Source organism: Streptomyces sp. NPDC042201, from assembly GCF_055582185.1.
In genome coordinates this window covers 56,941-71,738 of sequence record NZ_JBVJDS010000019.1, presented here as the reverse complement: position 1 = coordinate 71,738, position 14,798 = coordinate 56,941, and the positions used below count along the sequence as shown (strand labels likewise).

Below are 14,798 nucleotides of genomic sequence, written 5' to 3'. Positions count from 1 at the left end.
CGCCCCCGCCGGCTCATGCCGTTGCCCTTGCCAAGCCCCGCGCCCGCCCCCGCGCCCTGCCCCGTGCGGGCCGTCCGGGCCCTGCGGTACCCTGACGCCATGCGTGCCGTACGCCTTCTGCTTAGCGGGCCGTGCTGATCAGTCCCGACGGATGAAAGATCCGGTCGGAATCAGCGCGGCGTCCCCTCCTGTGTGAGGGGCCTTTTTCGTTCACCGACAGGCACGGTCATTCACGTCATTCACTGAATGGCAGAGCCGAATCCGCTGGCAGAGACGATCGATGGAGCCTTTGAGGATCATGAGCGAGACGAATTCCGCTGCCGCCGAGCCGGCCGCGCCGCACCGCTACACGGCTGCCATGGCCGCCGACATCGAGGCACGCTGGCAGGACTTCTGGGACGCCGAGGGCACGTACGAGGCGCCGAACCCCACGGGCGATCTGGCCGGTGACCCGGTCCTGGCCGCCAAGCCCAAGAAGTTCATCATGGACATGTTCCCGTATCCGTCCGGCGCGGGTCTGCATGTCGGGCACCCGCTGGGCTATATCGCCACCGACGTGTTCGCCCGCCACCAGCGCATGACCGGGCACAACGTCCTGCACACGCTGGGCTTCGACGCCTTCGGCCTGCCCGCCGAGCAGTACGCGGTGCAGACCGGCACGCATCCTCGGATCTCCACCGAGGCCAATATGGAGAACATGAAGGTCCAGCTGCGTCGGCTGGGCCTGGGCCACGACAAGCGCCGCTCCTTTGCGACGATCGACCCGGACTACTACAAGTGGACCCAGTGGATCTTCGTACAGATCTTCAACTCCTGGTACGACAAGGACGCGGACAAGGCCCGTCCCATCGACGAGCTGGTGGCGCTCTTCGAGAGCGGGGAGCGCGCGACGCCGGACGGGCGCCCCTGGAGTGAGCTGAGCGCGGAAGAGCGCGCCGGCGTCCTGGGTGACCACCGGCTGGCGTACGCCTCCGACGCCCCCGTCAACTGGTGTCCCGGTCTGGGCACCGTCCTGGCCAATGAGGAAGTCACCGCGGACGGCCGCTCCGAGCGCGGCAACTTCCCGGTGTTCAAGGCGAAGCTGCGCCAGTGGAACATGCGCATCACCGCCTACGCCGACCGGCTGCTGAATGATCTGGACGCGCTGGACTGGCCCGAGGCCATCAAGCTGCAGCAGCGCAACTGGATCGGCCGCAGCGAGGGCGCGCGCGTCGACTTCCCGGTCGGGGACACGGACGCCATCACCGTGTTCACCACCCGTCAGGACACCCTGTTCGGCGCCACGTACATGGTGCTGGCGCCGGAACACGACCTGGTCGAGAAGATCGTCCCGACCGCCTGGCCCGAGGGCACGCACGACGTATGGACGGGTGGTCACGCGACCCCCGCCGAGGCCGTCGGCGCGTACCGCAAGCAGGCCGTGTCGAAGTCCGACGTGGAGCGGCAGGCCGAGGCCAAGGACAAGACCGGTGTCTTCACCGGCGCGTACGCGACCAACCCGGTCAGCGGCGAGCGGGTGCCCGTCTTCATCGCCGACTATGTGCTGATGGGGTACGGCACCGGCGCGATCATGGCCGTCCCGGCGCACGACAGCCGTGACTTCGCGTTCGCGCGCGCCTTCGAGCTGCCGATGCGCTGTGTCGTCGAGCCCTCGGACGGCCGCTCCACGGACCCGGCGGAGTGGGACGACGCGTTCGCCTCGTACGACGCGCGCATCGTCAACTCGACGGGCGAGGACATCTCGCTGGACGGCCTGGGGGTTGTCGAGGCCAAGGCGAAGATCACCGACTGGCTGGCCGAGCGCGGCATCGGCGAGGGCACGGTCAACTTCCGGCTGCGCGACTGGCTGTTCAGCCGGCAGCGCTACTGGGGCGAGCCCTTCCCGATCGTCTACGACGAGGACGGCATCGCGCACGCGCTGCCCGAGTCGATGCTGCCGCTGGAGCTGCCGGAGGTTGACGACTACTCGCCACGTACGTTCGACCCGAATGACGCGGACACCCGGCCCGAGACGCCGCTGTCGCGGAACGAGGACTGGGTCGACGTGGAACTGGACCTGGGCCTGGGCGAGGGCGTCAAGCGCTACCGCCGGGAGACCAACACCATGCCGAACTGGGCCGGTTCGTGCTGGTACGAGCTGCGCTATCTGGACCCGCACAACAGCGAGAAGCTGGTCGACCCGGCCATCGAGCAGTACTGGATGGGCCCGCGCGAGGGTCAGCCGCACGGCGGTGTCGACCTGTATGTGGGCGGCGCCGAGCACGCCGTCCTGCATCTGCTGTACGCGCGCTTCTGGTCCAAGGTGCTGTTCGACCTGGGGCACATCTCCTCGGTCGAGCCGTTCCACAAGCTGTACAACCAGGGCATGATCCAGGCCTTCGTCTACCGCGACAGCCGTGGGATCGCGGTCCCGGCCGTCGAGGTCGAGGAGCGCGACGGCGGGTACTGGTACCAGGGCGAGAAGGTCAGCCGTGTCCTGGGCAAGATGGGCAAGTCCCTGAAGAACGCGGTCACGCCGGACGAGATCTGTACCGAGTACGGCGCGGACACGCTGCGGCTGTACGAGATGGCGATGGGACCGCTGGATGTCTCGCGGCCGTGGGACACGCGCGCGGTGGTGGGCCAGTACCGGCTGCTGCAGCGGCTGTGGCGCAATGTCGTCGACGAGGCGACCGGCGAGGTCACCGTCGTGGACACCGAGCCCGACGAGGACACGCTGCGTGCGCTGCACAAGGCGATCGACGGGGTCACGCAGGACATGGCGGCCATGCGCTTCAACACGGCCATCGCCAAGGTCACCGAGCTGAACAACCACCTGACCAAGGTGGGCGGACCGCTCTCGCGTTCGGTCGCCGAGCGGCTGGTGCTGCTGATCGCGCCGCTGGCCCCGCACATCGCCGAGGAGCTGTGGCGCAGGCTGGGCCACGCGGAATCGGTCGTGCACCAGGACTTCCCGGTCGCCGACCCGGCGTATGTCGTCGACGAGACCGTGACCTGCGTGGTGCAGCTCAAGGGCAAGGTCAAGGCGCGGCTGGAGGTCTCGCCGTCCATCTCGGACGAGGAGCTGGAGGCGCTGGCGCTGGGTGACCCGGCCGTGGTCGCCGCGCTGGGCGGCGCCGGGATCCGGAAGGTGATCGTGCGGGCGCCGAAGCTGGTGAACATCGTTCCGGCGTAACGGCGTAACGGCGGACGGGCGGTTCTGCGGGCCGCGTCACACGGTCCGGCGGACATAGCGTTTTCCCCTGCGGGCAGGTTGAGGGTTCTTGCGGAACCCTTCGCCTGCCCGTTCCGTTTACGGTGGAGGAAGCACAACCGTACGACGCACCACTGTCCGAGCCATGGCCTGAAGCACGAGCTGGACATGACCACTACGAAGGGGCGCCCATGGAGGTCGCGATCATCATCCTGGCGCTGCTCTTCGTCACCTTCGTGGCGCTGGGGATCTATGTGAGCGTCAAGGCGGTCGGCGCGGCCAGACGCGGCGTCGACCGTACGATCTCGCAGGCACGCCGCACCGTGGAGGACACGACGCTGCGGGCCAGGAGCATCGGGCAGCTGGGCGTACCGGGACAGCTGGCCCAGCTGCGGCTGAAGCTGCGCACCTCGATGCGGGCCACCCAGGACGCGCTGCAGGCGGGCGCGGCCGAGGACGCCTCGCTGTCGGAGTCGATCGCCCTCTTCCAGCGGCTGAGCGCGCACGGCCGTGAGCTGGACGACGAGCTGCGGCAGCTGGAGCGTGACCCGGACCGGGCGAGGATCGCCGACCGCCTCCAGGAGCTGCGGGAGCGTACGGAGCGGATCACGCATTCGGCGGATTCGCTGCGCTGGGCGGCGCGGGACCGGGCGCGGAAGTTCGCGGAGGACGATCTGTCCTCGCTGAGTGCGCAGATCGATGTGGAGTCGGGAGCGCTGCGGCACTGGTCGACAGCGGAGCCCGGGCAGGACACGGCGTGGCCGGAGCCCGAGGCGGAGTCGGTGGCCGGGCACGAGCCGGCCGGCACGCCGGAGCGTACGGTCACCGACCAGACCTGGCCCGAGCCGCCGCCCGCCGAGGGACCGCAGGCGATCGAGCCGCCCGACCCCCGGCGGACCACCTACCCCTGGCAGAAGCCGACCAGGCAGGCCAGGCCCGAGACCACGAACTGACCGCTCCGACCGCTCCGACCCACCGCTCGGCTCGCGCCGCGCGTGTGCGGAGCGGGGTGCGGGCGAACGGGGTGCGGGGGAACGGGGTGAACGGAGCAGGGAATGGGCGGAACGGACCGGGATGGGCGGCGCGCCGGGACGGAATCGATCATTGAGGCGGGGCCGGGCTGCCGACCGGCGGCGCCGACGGGTAACCTCCCGGTCATGTCCCGCCATGTCGCGATCATCACCGATTCCACGGCCTACCTGCCGCCGCAGGCGATGGAGCGGCACGGCATCACCGCGGTGCCGCTGACCGTTGTGCTCGGTGACCGCGCGCTGGAAGAGGGCACCGAGATCTCGGCGCGTTCGCTGGCCGTGGCACTCCAGAAGCGACGCTCCGTGACCACCTCGCGGCCCAGCCCCGAGGTCTTCGCCGCCGCGTACCGCGCGGCGGCGGAAGCCGGTGCGACCGGGATCATCTCACTGCATCTGTCGGCCGAGTTCTCCGGGACGTACGACGCCGCCGTGCTCGCGGCGAAGGACGCGCCGGTGCCGGTACGGGTGGTGGACACCGGAATGGTGGCGATGGCGCTCGGGTTCTGCGCGCTGGCGGCCGCCGAGGCCGCGGAGGCGGACGGCACGCTGGACGAGGCGGTGGCCGCCGCCGAGAAGCGGGCCGCGGGCACCTCCGCGTACTTCTACGTCGACACGCTGGACTACCTGCGCCGGGGCGGCCGTATCGGCGCGGCCCAGGCGCTGTTCGGCTCGGCGCTCGCGGTGAAACCGCTGCTGCAACTGGACGGCGGGCGTATCGAACTGATGGAGAAGGTGCGTACGGCGTCGAAGGCGATTGCCCGGCTGGAGGAGATCGTCGCCGACCGTGCGGGCACGAGTCAGGTGGATATCGCCGTGCACCATCTGGCCGCGCCGGAGCGGGCCGCGGCGCTCGCCGAGCGGCTGCGCGAGCGGGTGCCCGGCCTCGCGGATCTGCATGTCAGCGAGGTGGGCGCGGTGATCGGGGCGCACACGGGGCCGGGGCTGCTGGGGGCCGTGATCTCACCGCGCTGACGGTCCGACAGCTGCTGAACTCCCTCGTACGGGTGGCGGAGTTGTCCACAACCGGCTCGTTGTCCACGGAAATTCGGCCTGCTCGGCGGGGTCCGGCGGATGTGCCTACCGTCTTGTGTCATGGCTCTCCGAACACGCTCCGCAACCAGCGGCCCGGGCCGCGCTCCCGACTCCGACGGCCGCGCCCGCCATGGCCGGACCCGCCGCGGCCGGACCCTTCACGGCGGGGTACGAAGTCGCCCGGGTAGGGCTCTCTCCGCTGCCGGGGGCGTGGGCAGTACGGCCCTGACGGCTCCGCGTAGTCGCGCGGACGCTCTCTTCGCCGCCGCGCCGGCGGTGACGGCGCCGACGGATGCGGGGGAGGTGCTCGTCGGAGGCGTCGGAGGCGTCGGAGATGGCGGGCGAGCCGAGCCGGGTGGGCCCGGTCCGAGGCGTGAGCGGGTGGCTTCCGTGGTGCGGGAGCGGCTGCCGATGTGGGTGCAGCTGAGATGCGGTCTGGAGCCCAGGACGCTCGCTGCGCTCGCCGTGGTCCTGGTGGTCGCCGCGGTTCTCGCCGCTCAGCACTTCTGGGCCGCGCGGCCGCAATCCGTCAGCGCACCGGAGAAGGTCCGTGCGGAGCCCGTCGTTCCGAAGCCGTCGCTGTCGCCGCCGTCGGCGCAGACGCCCCGCGTCGTCGTCGATGTGGGTGGCAAGGTGCGGCAGCCGGGTGTGCTGCGGCTGCCGGCCGGATCGCGGGTCGCCGACGCGCTGCGTGCGGCCGGGGGCGTCACGCCCGGCGCGGACCTCACCGGGCTCAACCGGGCGCGGGTGCTGATGGACGGCGAACAGGTGGTGGTCGGCGGGCCGTCACCACCGGGGCCGGGCACCGGCGGTGGTGTCGGCGGTGGCGGCGCTCCGGCCACGGGACCGGTGAGTCTCAACTCCGGCACGGCCGACCAGTTCGACACGCTGCCCGGGGTCGGTCCCGTGCTCGCCCGGCACATCATCGACTACCGCACCCAGCACGGAGGCTTCCGGTCCGTCGAGGAACTCCGCGAGGTGAACGGCATCGGCGAGCGCCGGTTCGCGGACCTCCAACCTCTCGTCGGCCCATGACGCGCGCCGCGGTCCACTCGGAAGCCGCCCACCGCCTGGGAGCCGCCGACCCCCGCCAGGAGGCGCCGGCCGACCTCCGCCTGGTCCCGCCGGCCCTGGCGGCCTGGGCCGCGGCGGCCCTGGCGCTGGGCACGCCGGGACGCTGGACCGCCGTCGGGGCGACGGCCTGTCTGCTGACGGCCGCGCTGCTCCTGGCACGGACCGCGCGCGCCGGGAGAAGGCGCCGGCTTCACGGGGTGGCGGTCGCCGGGGTGCTGCTGTGCGCCGCCGCCGGGGCGGCGTCCGCCGGGCTGCACGGGGCCGACACACGCCGGGGGCCCGTGCCCGGACTCGCGGAGCGGTACGCGCGGGTCACCGCGGAGGTGACAGTCACCTCCGATCCCCGGCCGACGCGCGCGAAGGTCATCGGCGACCGGGTGTCCGGCGGGAGATTCCTCCTCGACGCGGACATCACCCGCATGACAGCGCCCGACGGTGAGGTCACCACGGGCCGGACGCCCGTGCTGGTGATCGCCACGCCCGGCGAGCACACCGGCCGGTGGCGACAGTTGCTGCCCTCCACCCGGCTGCGGGTTACCGCGAGGCTCTCGCCCCCGCTGCACGAGGACGACCGCTACGCGGCGGCGTTGCGGGTGGAGGGGACCGGGCCGCCGCAGGTCATCGGGGCGCCGACCGTCGTGCAGCGCACGGCAGGACGCCTCCGTGCCGGGCTGCGCGAGGCGACCGACGGGCTCGATCCCGATGCCCGCGCCCTGCTGCCAGGACTGGTGGTCGGCGACATCTCGCGGATTGCGCCCGAGCTGCGCGACGCGTTCACCGCGACCGACCTCACGCATCTGCTCGCGGTGTCGGGAAGCAATCTGAGCGTCGTGCTCGCCCTGCTGATCGGGCCGCCCGGGCTCGCCACGAGAGCCGAGCGGCGCGGACTCGCCCCGCGCCTGGGGATCTCGCTGCGGTCGACCGCGCTGCTCGGCGGGGCGCTCACGCTGGCCTTCGTGATCGTCTGCCGACCGGAGCCCAGTGTGCTGCGGGCCGCCGCCTGCGGGCTGATCACCCTTCTCGCCATCGGCACGGGCCGGCGCAGGACGCTGATTCCGGCGCTGGCCGCCGCCGTACTGCTCCTGGTCCTCTACGACCCCTGGCTGGCCCGCAGTTACGGCTTTCTCCTCTCCGTACTGGCCACCGGCGCCCTGCTCACCATCGGGCCGCGGTGGAGTGCGGCCCTGGTGCGGCGCGGGGTGCCGCCACGGCTCGCGGAGGCGCTGGCCGCGGCGGGAGCGGCGCAGGCCGTCTGCGCTCCCGTGGTGGCCGTGTTCGCGGCCAGGGTCAGCCTCGTCGCGATCCCGTGCAATCTCTTCGCCGAACTGGCGGTGGCCCCGGCCACGGTCCTCGGCTTCGCCGCGCTCGCCACGGCGCCCCTGGCGATGCCCGTGGCCGAGGCGCTGGCCAGATGCGCGGGATGGCCGGCGGGCTGGATCGCGTCCGTCGCCCGGGCCGGCGCGGCGCTGCCCGGCGCGGAGGCAGCCTGGCCCGGCGGCTGGTCGGGCGGCCTGCTGTTCGCCGCCCTGACGGTCCTCGTCCTGCTCGCCGCACGGCGGATCGCGCACCATCCCTGGATGGCCTCGGCGTGTGCCGTGCTTCTTCTGCTCGCGGTCCTGCGGCCCCCGCTGCTCACCCGGATTGTCACCGGCTGGCCGCCGCCGGGTTGGGCGTTCGCACTGTGCGACGTCGGCCAGGGCGACACCATGGTGCTCGCGGCGGGCGACGGTGCGGGCGTGGTCGTGGACGCAGGACCCGACCCCGAACTCGCCGACCGCTGTCTGCGCGATCTCGGCGTCACCCGTATTCCGCTGCTGCTGCTCACCCACTTCCACGCCGACCATGTCACCGGGCTGCCCGGTGTGCTGCGGGGCAGGGCGGTCGGCGCGATCGAGACGACGGCCGCCGAGGATCCGCCGGCCCAAGGCGCGTTCGTACGGAGAACGGCGGCCGCCGCCCGGGTGCCCGTCGTCCGCGCCCGGCCGGGGGAGCAGCGGCGGACCGGGCCGCTCACCTGGCGGGTGCTGTGGCCACGGGCGGGGCCGGGAGCGGCCGCCGGGGGGCCGAACGACTCCAGCGTCACCCTGTTCGTACGCATCGCCCACGGACCCACGCTGCTGCTGCTCGGGGACCTCGAACCACCCGCCCAGCAGGGCCTGTTGCGCGACCATCCGGCGCTGCCCCCGGTCGACGTGCTCAAGGTCGCGCACCACGGCTCGCCCTTCCAGCATCCGGGGCTGCTCCGAGGCGTCCGCCCCCGGCTCGCCCTGATCTCCGCGGGGCGGGACAACCCGTACGGCCACCCCGCGCCCCGGACCGTCGACGCACTGCGCGCCGGGGGAGCGAGGGTGCTGCGTACGGACACGGACGGGTCGATCGCGGTGACGGGCACGGGCGCCGGGCTGCGAGCGGTGGCGCTCCGGCGGGCGGACTGAGTGCCCGGACGGGGCGGCGGGAAGGGGACTGGGAGAATGCGGCCGTGAGCGATGTGAGACATGTGCTGGTGCTGCCCGACCGCGACGCCGCCGAGGAGGTGGCGCAGGCGCTCGGTGAGCGGTTCGGGGTGGCCGACGAGCCACGGCTCGTACGGGACGCGCTGGCCGGTGAGGACGACGCCGAGGACGCCCAGTGGCTGGTGGTCGTGGAGGACCCGGAGGCGCGGATGGACGGCGCGGCGCTGGACGCGTTCGTGGCCGACTGGGACGGCTGGCGGGAAGCGTCCTGAGCGTCGCGGCCGTAGCTCCGGCTGTCGGTGGCCCGTGCGATGCTGGACCGCGATGGCCACCAGGAAGACTTCCCCCGACGATCCGCTCGCCCCTCTGACGCTCGCCGTGGGCCAGGAGGACCTGCTGCTCGACCGCGCCGTGCAGCAGGTGGTGGCGGCCGCCCGCGCCGCCGACGCCGACACGGACGTACGCGACCTCACCTCCGACCAGCTCCAGCCCGGCACCCTCGCCGAGCTGACCAGCCCGTCGCTCTTCGCCGAGCGCAAGGTCGTCGTCGTACGGAACGCGCACGATCTCTCCGCCGACACGATCAAGGACGTCAAGGCGTATCTCGACGCGCCCGCCGAGGAGATCACGCTCGTCCTCCTGCACGCCGGAGCGGCCAAGGGCAAGGCGCTGCTGGACGCCGCCCGCAAGGCGGGGGCCCGTGAGGTCGCCTGCCCCAAGACGACCAAGCCCGCCGAGCGGCTGACCTTCGTACGCTCCGAATTCCGCGTGCTGGGCCGCTCGGCCACGCCCGAGGCCTGCCAGGCCCTGGTCGACTCGATCGGCAGCGAACTGCGGGAGCTGGCGAGCGCCGTCTCCCAGCTCGCCGCGGATGTCGAGGGCACGATCGACGAGGCGGTCGTCGGCCGGTACTACACGGGCCGCGCCGAGGCCTCCAGCTTCACCGTCGCCGACCGGGCCGTGGAGGGCCGGGCGGCCGACGCCCTCGAAGCGCTGCGCTGGTCGCTGTCGACCGGGGTGGCTCCCGTGCTGATCACCAGCGCCCTGGCCCAGGGCGTCCGGGCCATCGGCAAGCTCTCCTCCGCCCGGGGCGGCCGGCCCGCCGATCTCGCCCGCGAGCTGGGGATGCCGCCGTGGAAGATCGACCGGGTACGCCAGCAGATGCGCGGCTGGACCCCGGACGGGGTGGCGACGGCGCTGCGGGCGGTCGCCGAGGCCGACGCGGGCGTCAAGGGCGGCGGTGACGATCCGGAGTACGCCCTGGAGAAGGCGGTCGTCACGATCGCCCGCGCGGCCCGCTCCGGCCGTTAGGCCCTCTCCGGCGGGCACTTATACCCCCCCATCACTTATCCCCCCATGACGAAGGCCCCGGTCCCGTCCTGGGGAGGACGGGACCGGGGCCTCGACGTGAATCAGATGAACTCGCACCCGCGTGGCGAACGCAGTCGCGTGCGAGTTCGGAGGATGCCGTTCAGGAGCGGTAGAGAGGGCCCGCTGAGTCCTGTCCGGCGATCAAATCAAGAGCGGCTCAGCCCTGGAGGGAGGCAACCTTGGCAGCCAGCGCCGACTTCTTGTTGGCGGCGGCGTTCTTGTGGATGACACCCTTCGAGGCAGCCTTGTCGAGCTTGCGGGACGCCTCACGAGCGGCCACGGAGGCCTTCTCGACGTCGCCCGCGGCAGCGGCCTCACGGGCCTTGCGGATCGCGGTCTTGAGCGACGACTTGACAGCCTTGTTGCGCAGGCGTGCCTTCTCGTTCGTCTTGTTCCGCTTGATCTGGGACTTGATGTTCGCCACGAAAGAGCCTTTTCAGGTTCGATGAATCTTTGACCGAGCCGTCCCGCGCCGAGACGGCACGAGACACAGCTGCTCAGGGTAGCAGCGACCCTCCGACCGTCCCAAACCGGGCGCAGTCCCGCGCCCGTGGGACGATGGAGGCTACGTATCGATCCGAGTCGACCCGAGACGAGACGCCGCGCGTCTCAAGAATCAGGACCCTGCGTGCCCGCGACCCCTATCCACGTGCCCGAGCCCAGTCGTACGGACCCGGCGCTGCTCCGCAACTTCTGCATCATCGCGCACATCGACCACGGCAAGTCGACGCTCGCCGACCGGATGCTCCAGCTGACCGGAGTGGTCGATGTTCGGCAGATGCGTGCTCAGTACCTCGACCGGATGGATATCGAGCGCGAGCGCGGCATCACGATCAAGTCCCAGGCGGTCCGGCTGCCCTGGGCCCCCACCACGGGTGAGGGCCAGGGCACGACCCATGTCCTCAACATGATCGACACACCGGGCCACGTGGACTTCACCTATGAGGTGTCCCGTTCGCTGGCGGCCTGCGAGGGCACGGTCCTCCTGGTGGACGCCGCCCAGGGCATCGAGGCGCAGACCCTCGCCAACCTCTATCTCGCGATGGAGAACGACCTCACCATCGTGCCGGTCCTCAACAAGATCGACCTGCCGGCCGCCCAGCCGGAGAAGTTCTCCGAGGAGCTGGCGAACCTCATCGGCTGTCAGCCGGAGGACGTCCTCAAGGTCTCGGCGAAGACCGGCGTCGGCGTGGACGTCCTGCTCGACCGGGTGGTCAAGGACGTGCCGCCGCCGGTCGGCGTCAAGGACGCGCCCGCCCGCGCGATGATCTTCGACTCCGTCTATGACTCGTACCGCGGTGTCGTCACGTACGTCCGCGTCATCGACGGCCAGCTCAACAAGCGTGAGCGGATCCGGATGATGTCCACCGGGGCCACCCACGAGCTGCTGGAAATCGGCGTCTCGTCCCCGGAGATGACCTCGGCCGACGGCCTCGGCGTCGGTGAGGTCGGCTATCTGATCACCGGCGTGAAGGACGTCCGCCAGTCCAAGGTCGGTGACACGATCACCACGCTCAACAAGGGGGCGACCGAGGCGCTCGGCGGCTACAAGGACCCCAAGCCGATGGTGTTCTCCGGCCTCTATCCGCTGGACGGCTCGGACTACCCCGAGCTGCGCGACGCCCTCGACAAGCTCCAGCTCAACGACGCGGCCCTGGTCTACGAGCCGGAGACCTCCGCGGCCCTCGGCTTCGGCTTCCGCGTGGGCTTCCTCGGGCTGCTGCACCTCGACGTGATCCGGGAGCGCCTGGAGCGCGAGTTCGGCCTCGACCTGATCGCCACCGCGCCCAACGTGGTCTACCGGGTGGAGATGGAGGACGGCCGCGAGCACACGGTCACCAACCCGAGCGAGTTCCCCGAGGGCAAGATCGACTCGGTGCACGAGCCGGTCGTACGGGCCACGATTCTCGCCCCGAGCGAGTTCATCGGCTCGATCATGGAGCTGTGCCAGACCCGCCGCGGCACGCTGCTCGGCATGGACTACCTCTCCGAGGACCGGGTCGAGATCCGCTACACGCTGCCGCTCGCGGAGATCGTCTTCGACTTCTTCGACCAGCTGAAGTCCAAGACCCGGGGCTACGCCTCGCTCGACTACGAGCCCACCGGCGAGCAGAGCGCCCATCTCGTCAAGGTCGACATCCTGCTGCACGGCGACAAGGTCGACGCCTTCTCGGCGATCACCCACCGGGACCAGGCGTACGCGTACGGCGTGCGGCTCGTCGCCAAGCTGCGTGAGCTGATCCCGCGCCAGGCCTTCGAGGTGCCCATCCAGGCCGCCATCGGCTCCCGGGTCATCGCCCGCGAGACGATCCGCGCCATCCGTAAGGACGTCCTCGCCAAGTGCTACGGCGGTGACATCTCCCGGAAGCGCAAGCTGCTGGAGAAGCAGAAGGAAGGCAAGAAGCGGATGAAGATGGTCGGCAGTGTGGAGGTCCCGCAGGAGGCCTTCATCGCGGTGCTGTCCAGCGACGAATCCGGCGGCGGCAAGTCGAAGAAGTAGGCGCGGCCGGCCGGCGGCAACCACGGACGGACCCTCACGCTGTGGCGCGGGGGTCCGTCCGTGGTTGATGGGGCGGGTTCGTTATGAAGCGACATCCCACTGCCTCTTACGCACCGGCCGGGGGGCCTCTAGTCTGATCACTGATCGATAGTTACTCGCCAGTTAGTTACTCGCCAGTCACACAATCAGTCAGTCACGCAGCGCTGCCGCGGGCCCGGAGGATGTCGTGAGCGACACACAGACCTTGATCGAGAACCGGCCGCCCTCCGTGGCGACCCTCTTCATTGAGCGCGTGGCGGCCACGCCGGACGCGGAGGCCTATCGCTATCCCGTGCCGCACACGTCGGGGCAGGGCCCCGACGAGTGGCGCTCGCTGAGCTGGGGCCAGGCCGCCGAGCGGGTGTTCGCCATCGCCGCCGGCCTGATCGAGCTGGGCGTACGGCCCGAGGAGCGCGTCGCGCTCGCCGCCGCCACCCGCGTCGAGTGGATCCTCGCCGACCTCGGGGTGATGTGCGCGGGCGCCGCGACCACCACGGTCTACCCCTCGACCAACACCGAGGAGTCCGCGTACATCCTCGCCGACTCGGACAGCCGGGTACTGATCGCGGAGGACGCCGCCCAGCTCGCCAAGGCACGCGAGCGCCGGGCCGAGCTGCCGCACCTCGCCCATGTCGTCGTGATCGACGCCGCCGACGCGCAGCCCGCCGAGGGCGACCCGGAGGGCTGGGTGCTCTCGCTCGCCGATCTGGAGGCGCGCGGGACGGAGTATCTGACCAAGCACCCGGAGGCGGTCACGGAGCGGGTCGGGGCCATCACGTCCACGCAGCTCGCCACCCTGATCTACACCTCGGGCACCACTGGCCGCCCCAAGGGCGTACGGCTGCCGCACGACAACTGGTCGTACATGGCCAAGGCCATCGCCTCGACCGGACTGATCACGACCGACGACGTGCAGTACCTGTGGCTGCCGCTCGCCCATGTCTTCGGCAAGGTGCTGACCTCCGGCCAGATCGAGGTCGGGCATGTCACCGCCGTGGACGGGCGCGTCGACAAGATCATCGAGAACCTTCCGGTGGTCCAGCCGACGTACATGGCGGCCGTGCCGCGGATCTTCGAGAAGGTGTACAACGGGGTCGCGGCCAAGGCGCGGGCCGGCGGCGGCGCCAAGTACAAGATCTTCCAGTGGGCGGCCGGCGTCGCCCGTGAGTACGCCAAGGTCTCCCAGGACAACTTCCGCCGTACGGGCACGGCGTCCGTGCCCTTGGCCCTCGGCGCCAAGCACAAGGTCGCCGACGCGCTCGTCTACACCAAGCTGCGCGAGGCGTTCGGCGGCCGGCTGCGCGCCGCGATCTCCGGGTCCGCCGCGCTCGCCCCCGACATCGGCTACTTCTTCTCCGGCGCCGGGATCCACATCCTGGAGGGCTACGGCCTGACCGAGTCCAGCGCCGCGAGCTTCGTCAATCCGGGCGACGCGTACCGCACCGGTACGGTCGGCAAGCCGCTGCCCGGCACCGAGGTGCGCATCGCCGACGACGGCGAGATCCTGCTGCGCGGCCCCGGGATCATGGCCGGATATCACGGTCAGCCCGAGAAGACCGCGGAAGTCCTGGAGTCCGACGGCTGGTTCCACACCGGTGACATCGGTGAGCTGTCCGTCGACGGCTATCTGCGGATCACCGACCGCAAGAAGGACCTGATCAAGACGTCGGGCGGCAAGTACATCGCACCGGCTGAGGTCGAGGGCCAGTTCAAGGCGGTGTGCCCGTTCGTCTCCAACATCCTGGTGCACGGAGCGGACCGTAACTTCTGTACGGCCCTGATCGCGCTCGACGAGCCGACGATCCTCGGCTGGGCCGAGGAGAACGGCATGGGCGGCAAGCCGTACGCCGACGTGGTCGCCTCCGCCCAGGCCCAGCAGCTCATCGACGGCTATGTGAAGCGGCTCAACGACGGGCTCCAGCGCTGGCAGACCATCAAGAAGTTCCGGCTGCTGCCCCGCGACCTGGATATCGAGCACGGCGAGCTGACGCCCAGCCTCAAGCTCAAGAGGCCGGTCGTCGAGCGCGAGTACAAGGACCTGATCGAGGAGATGTACGAGGGCTCCCGGGAGTCCTGAGCCGTATCTGCCCGTACGGCGCGTGGCG

At 71.2% G+C, this 14,798-nt stretch carries 10 protein-coding genes; 9 read left to right on the top strand and 1 reads right to left on the bottom strand.

Annotation, left to right across the window (positions count from 1 at the left end; translation table 11 throughout):
- Positions 1-298 precede the first annotated feature (298 nt).
- From leuS to holA, 7 genes are all read left to right on the top strand, one after another.
- On the top strand, positions 299-3,175 hold the full coding sequence (gene leuS, locus ACZ6MZ_RS32405) for a leucine--tRNA ligase (RefSeq protein ID WP_469356063.1): 2,877 nt from the start codon (positions 299-301) through the stop codon (positions 3,173-3,175).
- Positions 3,176-3,384: 209 nt separating this feature from the next.
- Entirely contained in the window at positions 3,385-4,146 is a 762-nt protein-coding gene (locus tag ACZ6MZ_RS32400; protein WP_469356061.1) for a hypothetical protein, read from the top strand.
- A 204-nt stretch (positions 4,147-4,350) separates the two neighbouring features.
- On the top strand, positions 4,351-5,196 hold the full coding sequence (locus tag ACZ6MZ_RS32395) for a DegV family protein (RefSeq protein ID WP_384191506.1): 846 nt from the start codon (positions 4,351-4,353) through the stop codon (positions 5,194-5,196).
- A gap of 120 nt (positions 5,197-5,316) precedes the next feature.
- A complete protein-coding gene (locus ACZ6MZ_RS32390; RefSeq protein WP_469356058.1) occupies positions 5,317-6,291 on the top strand; it encodes a ComEA family DNA-binding protein in 975 nt (324 codons plus the stop codon).
- Positions 6,288-8,765 carry a ComEC/Rec2 family competence protein gene (locus ACZ6MZ_RS32385; protein ID WP_469356056.1) on the top strand — a complete coding sequence of 826 codons (2,478 nt, stop codon included), beginning with the start codon at positions 6,288-6,290 and terminating at the stop codon, positions 8,763-8,765. Before ACZ6MZ_RS32390 ends, ACZ6MZ_RS32385 begins: the two co-directional genes overlap by 4 nt.
- A gap of 44 nt (positions 8,766-8,809) precedes the next feature.
- Positions 8,810-9,055, top strand: coding sequence for a hypothetical protein (locus ACZ6MZ_RS32380; protein WP_389791349.1), 246 nt, complete (start codon positions 8,810-8,812; stop codon positions 9,053-9,055).
- Between the two features lie 52 nt (positions 9,056-9,107).
- Positions 9,108-10,094, top strand: a complete 987-nt coding sequence (holA, locus tag ACZ6MZ_RS32375; RefSeq protein ID WP_469356054.1) for a DNA polymerase III subunit delta — start codon at positions 9,108-9,110, stop codon at positions 10,092-10,094.
- Positions 10,095-10,311: 217 nt separating this feature from the next.
- On the opposite strand, the gene rpsT is transcribed toward holA, so the two are convergent.
- Positions 10,312-10,578 carry a 30S ribosomal protein S20 gene (rpsT, locus tag ACZ6MZ_RS32370; RefSeq protein ID WP_384191491.1) on the bottom strand — a complete coding sequence of 89 codons (267 nt, stop codon included), beginning with the start codon at positions 10,576-10,578 and terminating at the stop codon, positions 10,312-10,314.
- A 204-nt stretch (positions 10,579-10,782) separates the two neighbouring features.
- On the opposite strand from rpsT, the gene lepA reads away from it, so the two are divergent.
- Positions 10,783-12,654, top strand: coding sequence for a translation elongation factor 4 (lepA, locus tag ACZ6MZ_RS32365; protein ID WP_384191488.1), 1,872 nt, complete (start codon positions 10,783-10,785; stop codon positions 12,652-12,654).
- A 226-nt stretch (positions 12,655-12,880) separates the two neighbouring features.
- A complete protein-coding gene (locus ACZ6MZ_RS32360) occupies positions 12,881-14,770 on the top strand; it encodes an AMP-dependent synthetase/ligase (RefSeq protein WP_469356051.1) in 1,890 nt (629 codons plus the stop codon).
- Positions 14,771-14,798 lie beyond the last annotated feature (28 nt).

Excerpts from the sequence above, each read along its gene's own strand:
- ACZ6MZ_RS32395 (WP_384191506.1), top strand. The coding sequence starts at position 4,351 with ATGTCCCGCCATGTCGCGATCATCACCGATTCCACGGCCTACCTGCCG.
- ACZ6MZ_RS32385 (WP_469356056.1), top strand. The coding sequence starts at position 6,288 with ATGACGCGCGCCGCGGTCCACTCGGAAGCCGCCCACCGCCTGGGAGCC.
- holA (WP_469356054.1), top strand. The coding sequence starts at position 9,108 with ATGGCCACCAGGAAGACTTCCCCCGACGATCCGCTCGCCCCTCTGACG.
- leuS (WP_469356063.1), top strand. The coding sequence starts at position 299 with ATGAGCGAGACGAATTCCGCTGCCGCCGAGCCGGCCGCGCCGCACCGC.
- ACZ6MZ_RS32390 (WP_469356058.1), top strand. The coding sequence starts at position 5,317 with ATGGCTCTCCGAACACGCTCCGCAACCAGCGGCCCGGGCCGCGCTCCC.
- ACZ6MZ_RS32400 (WP_469356061.1), top strand. The coding sequence starts at position 3,385 with ATGGAGGTCGCGATCATCATCCTGGCGCTGCTCTTCGTCACCTTCGTG.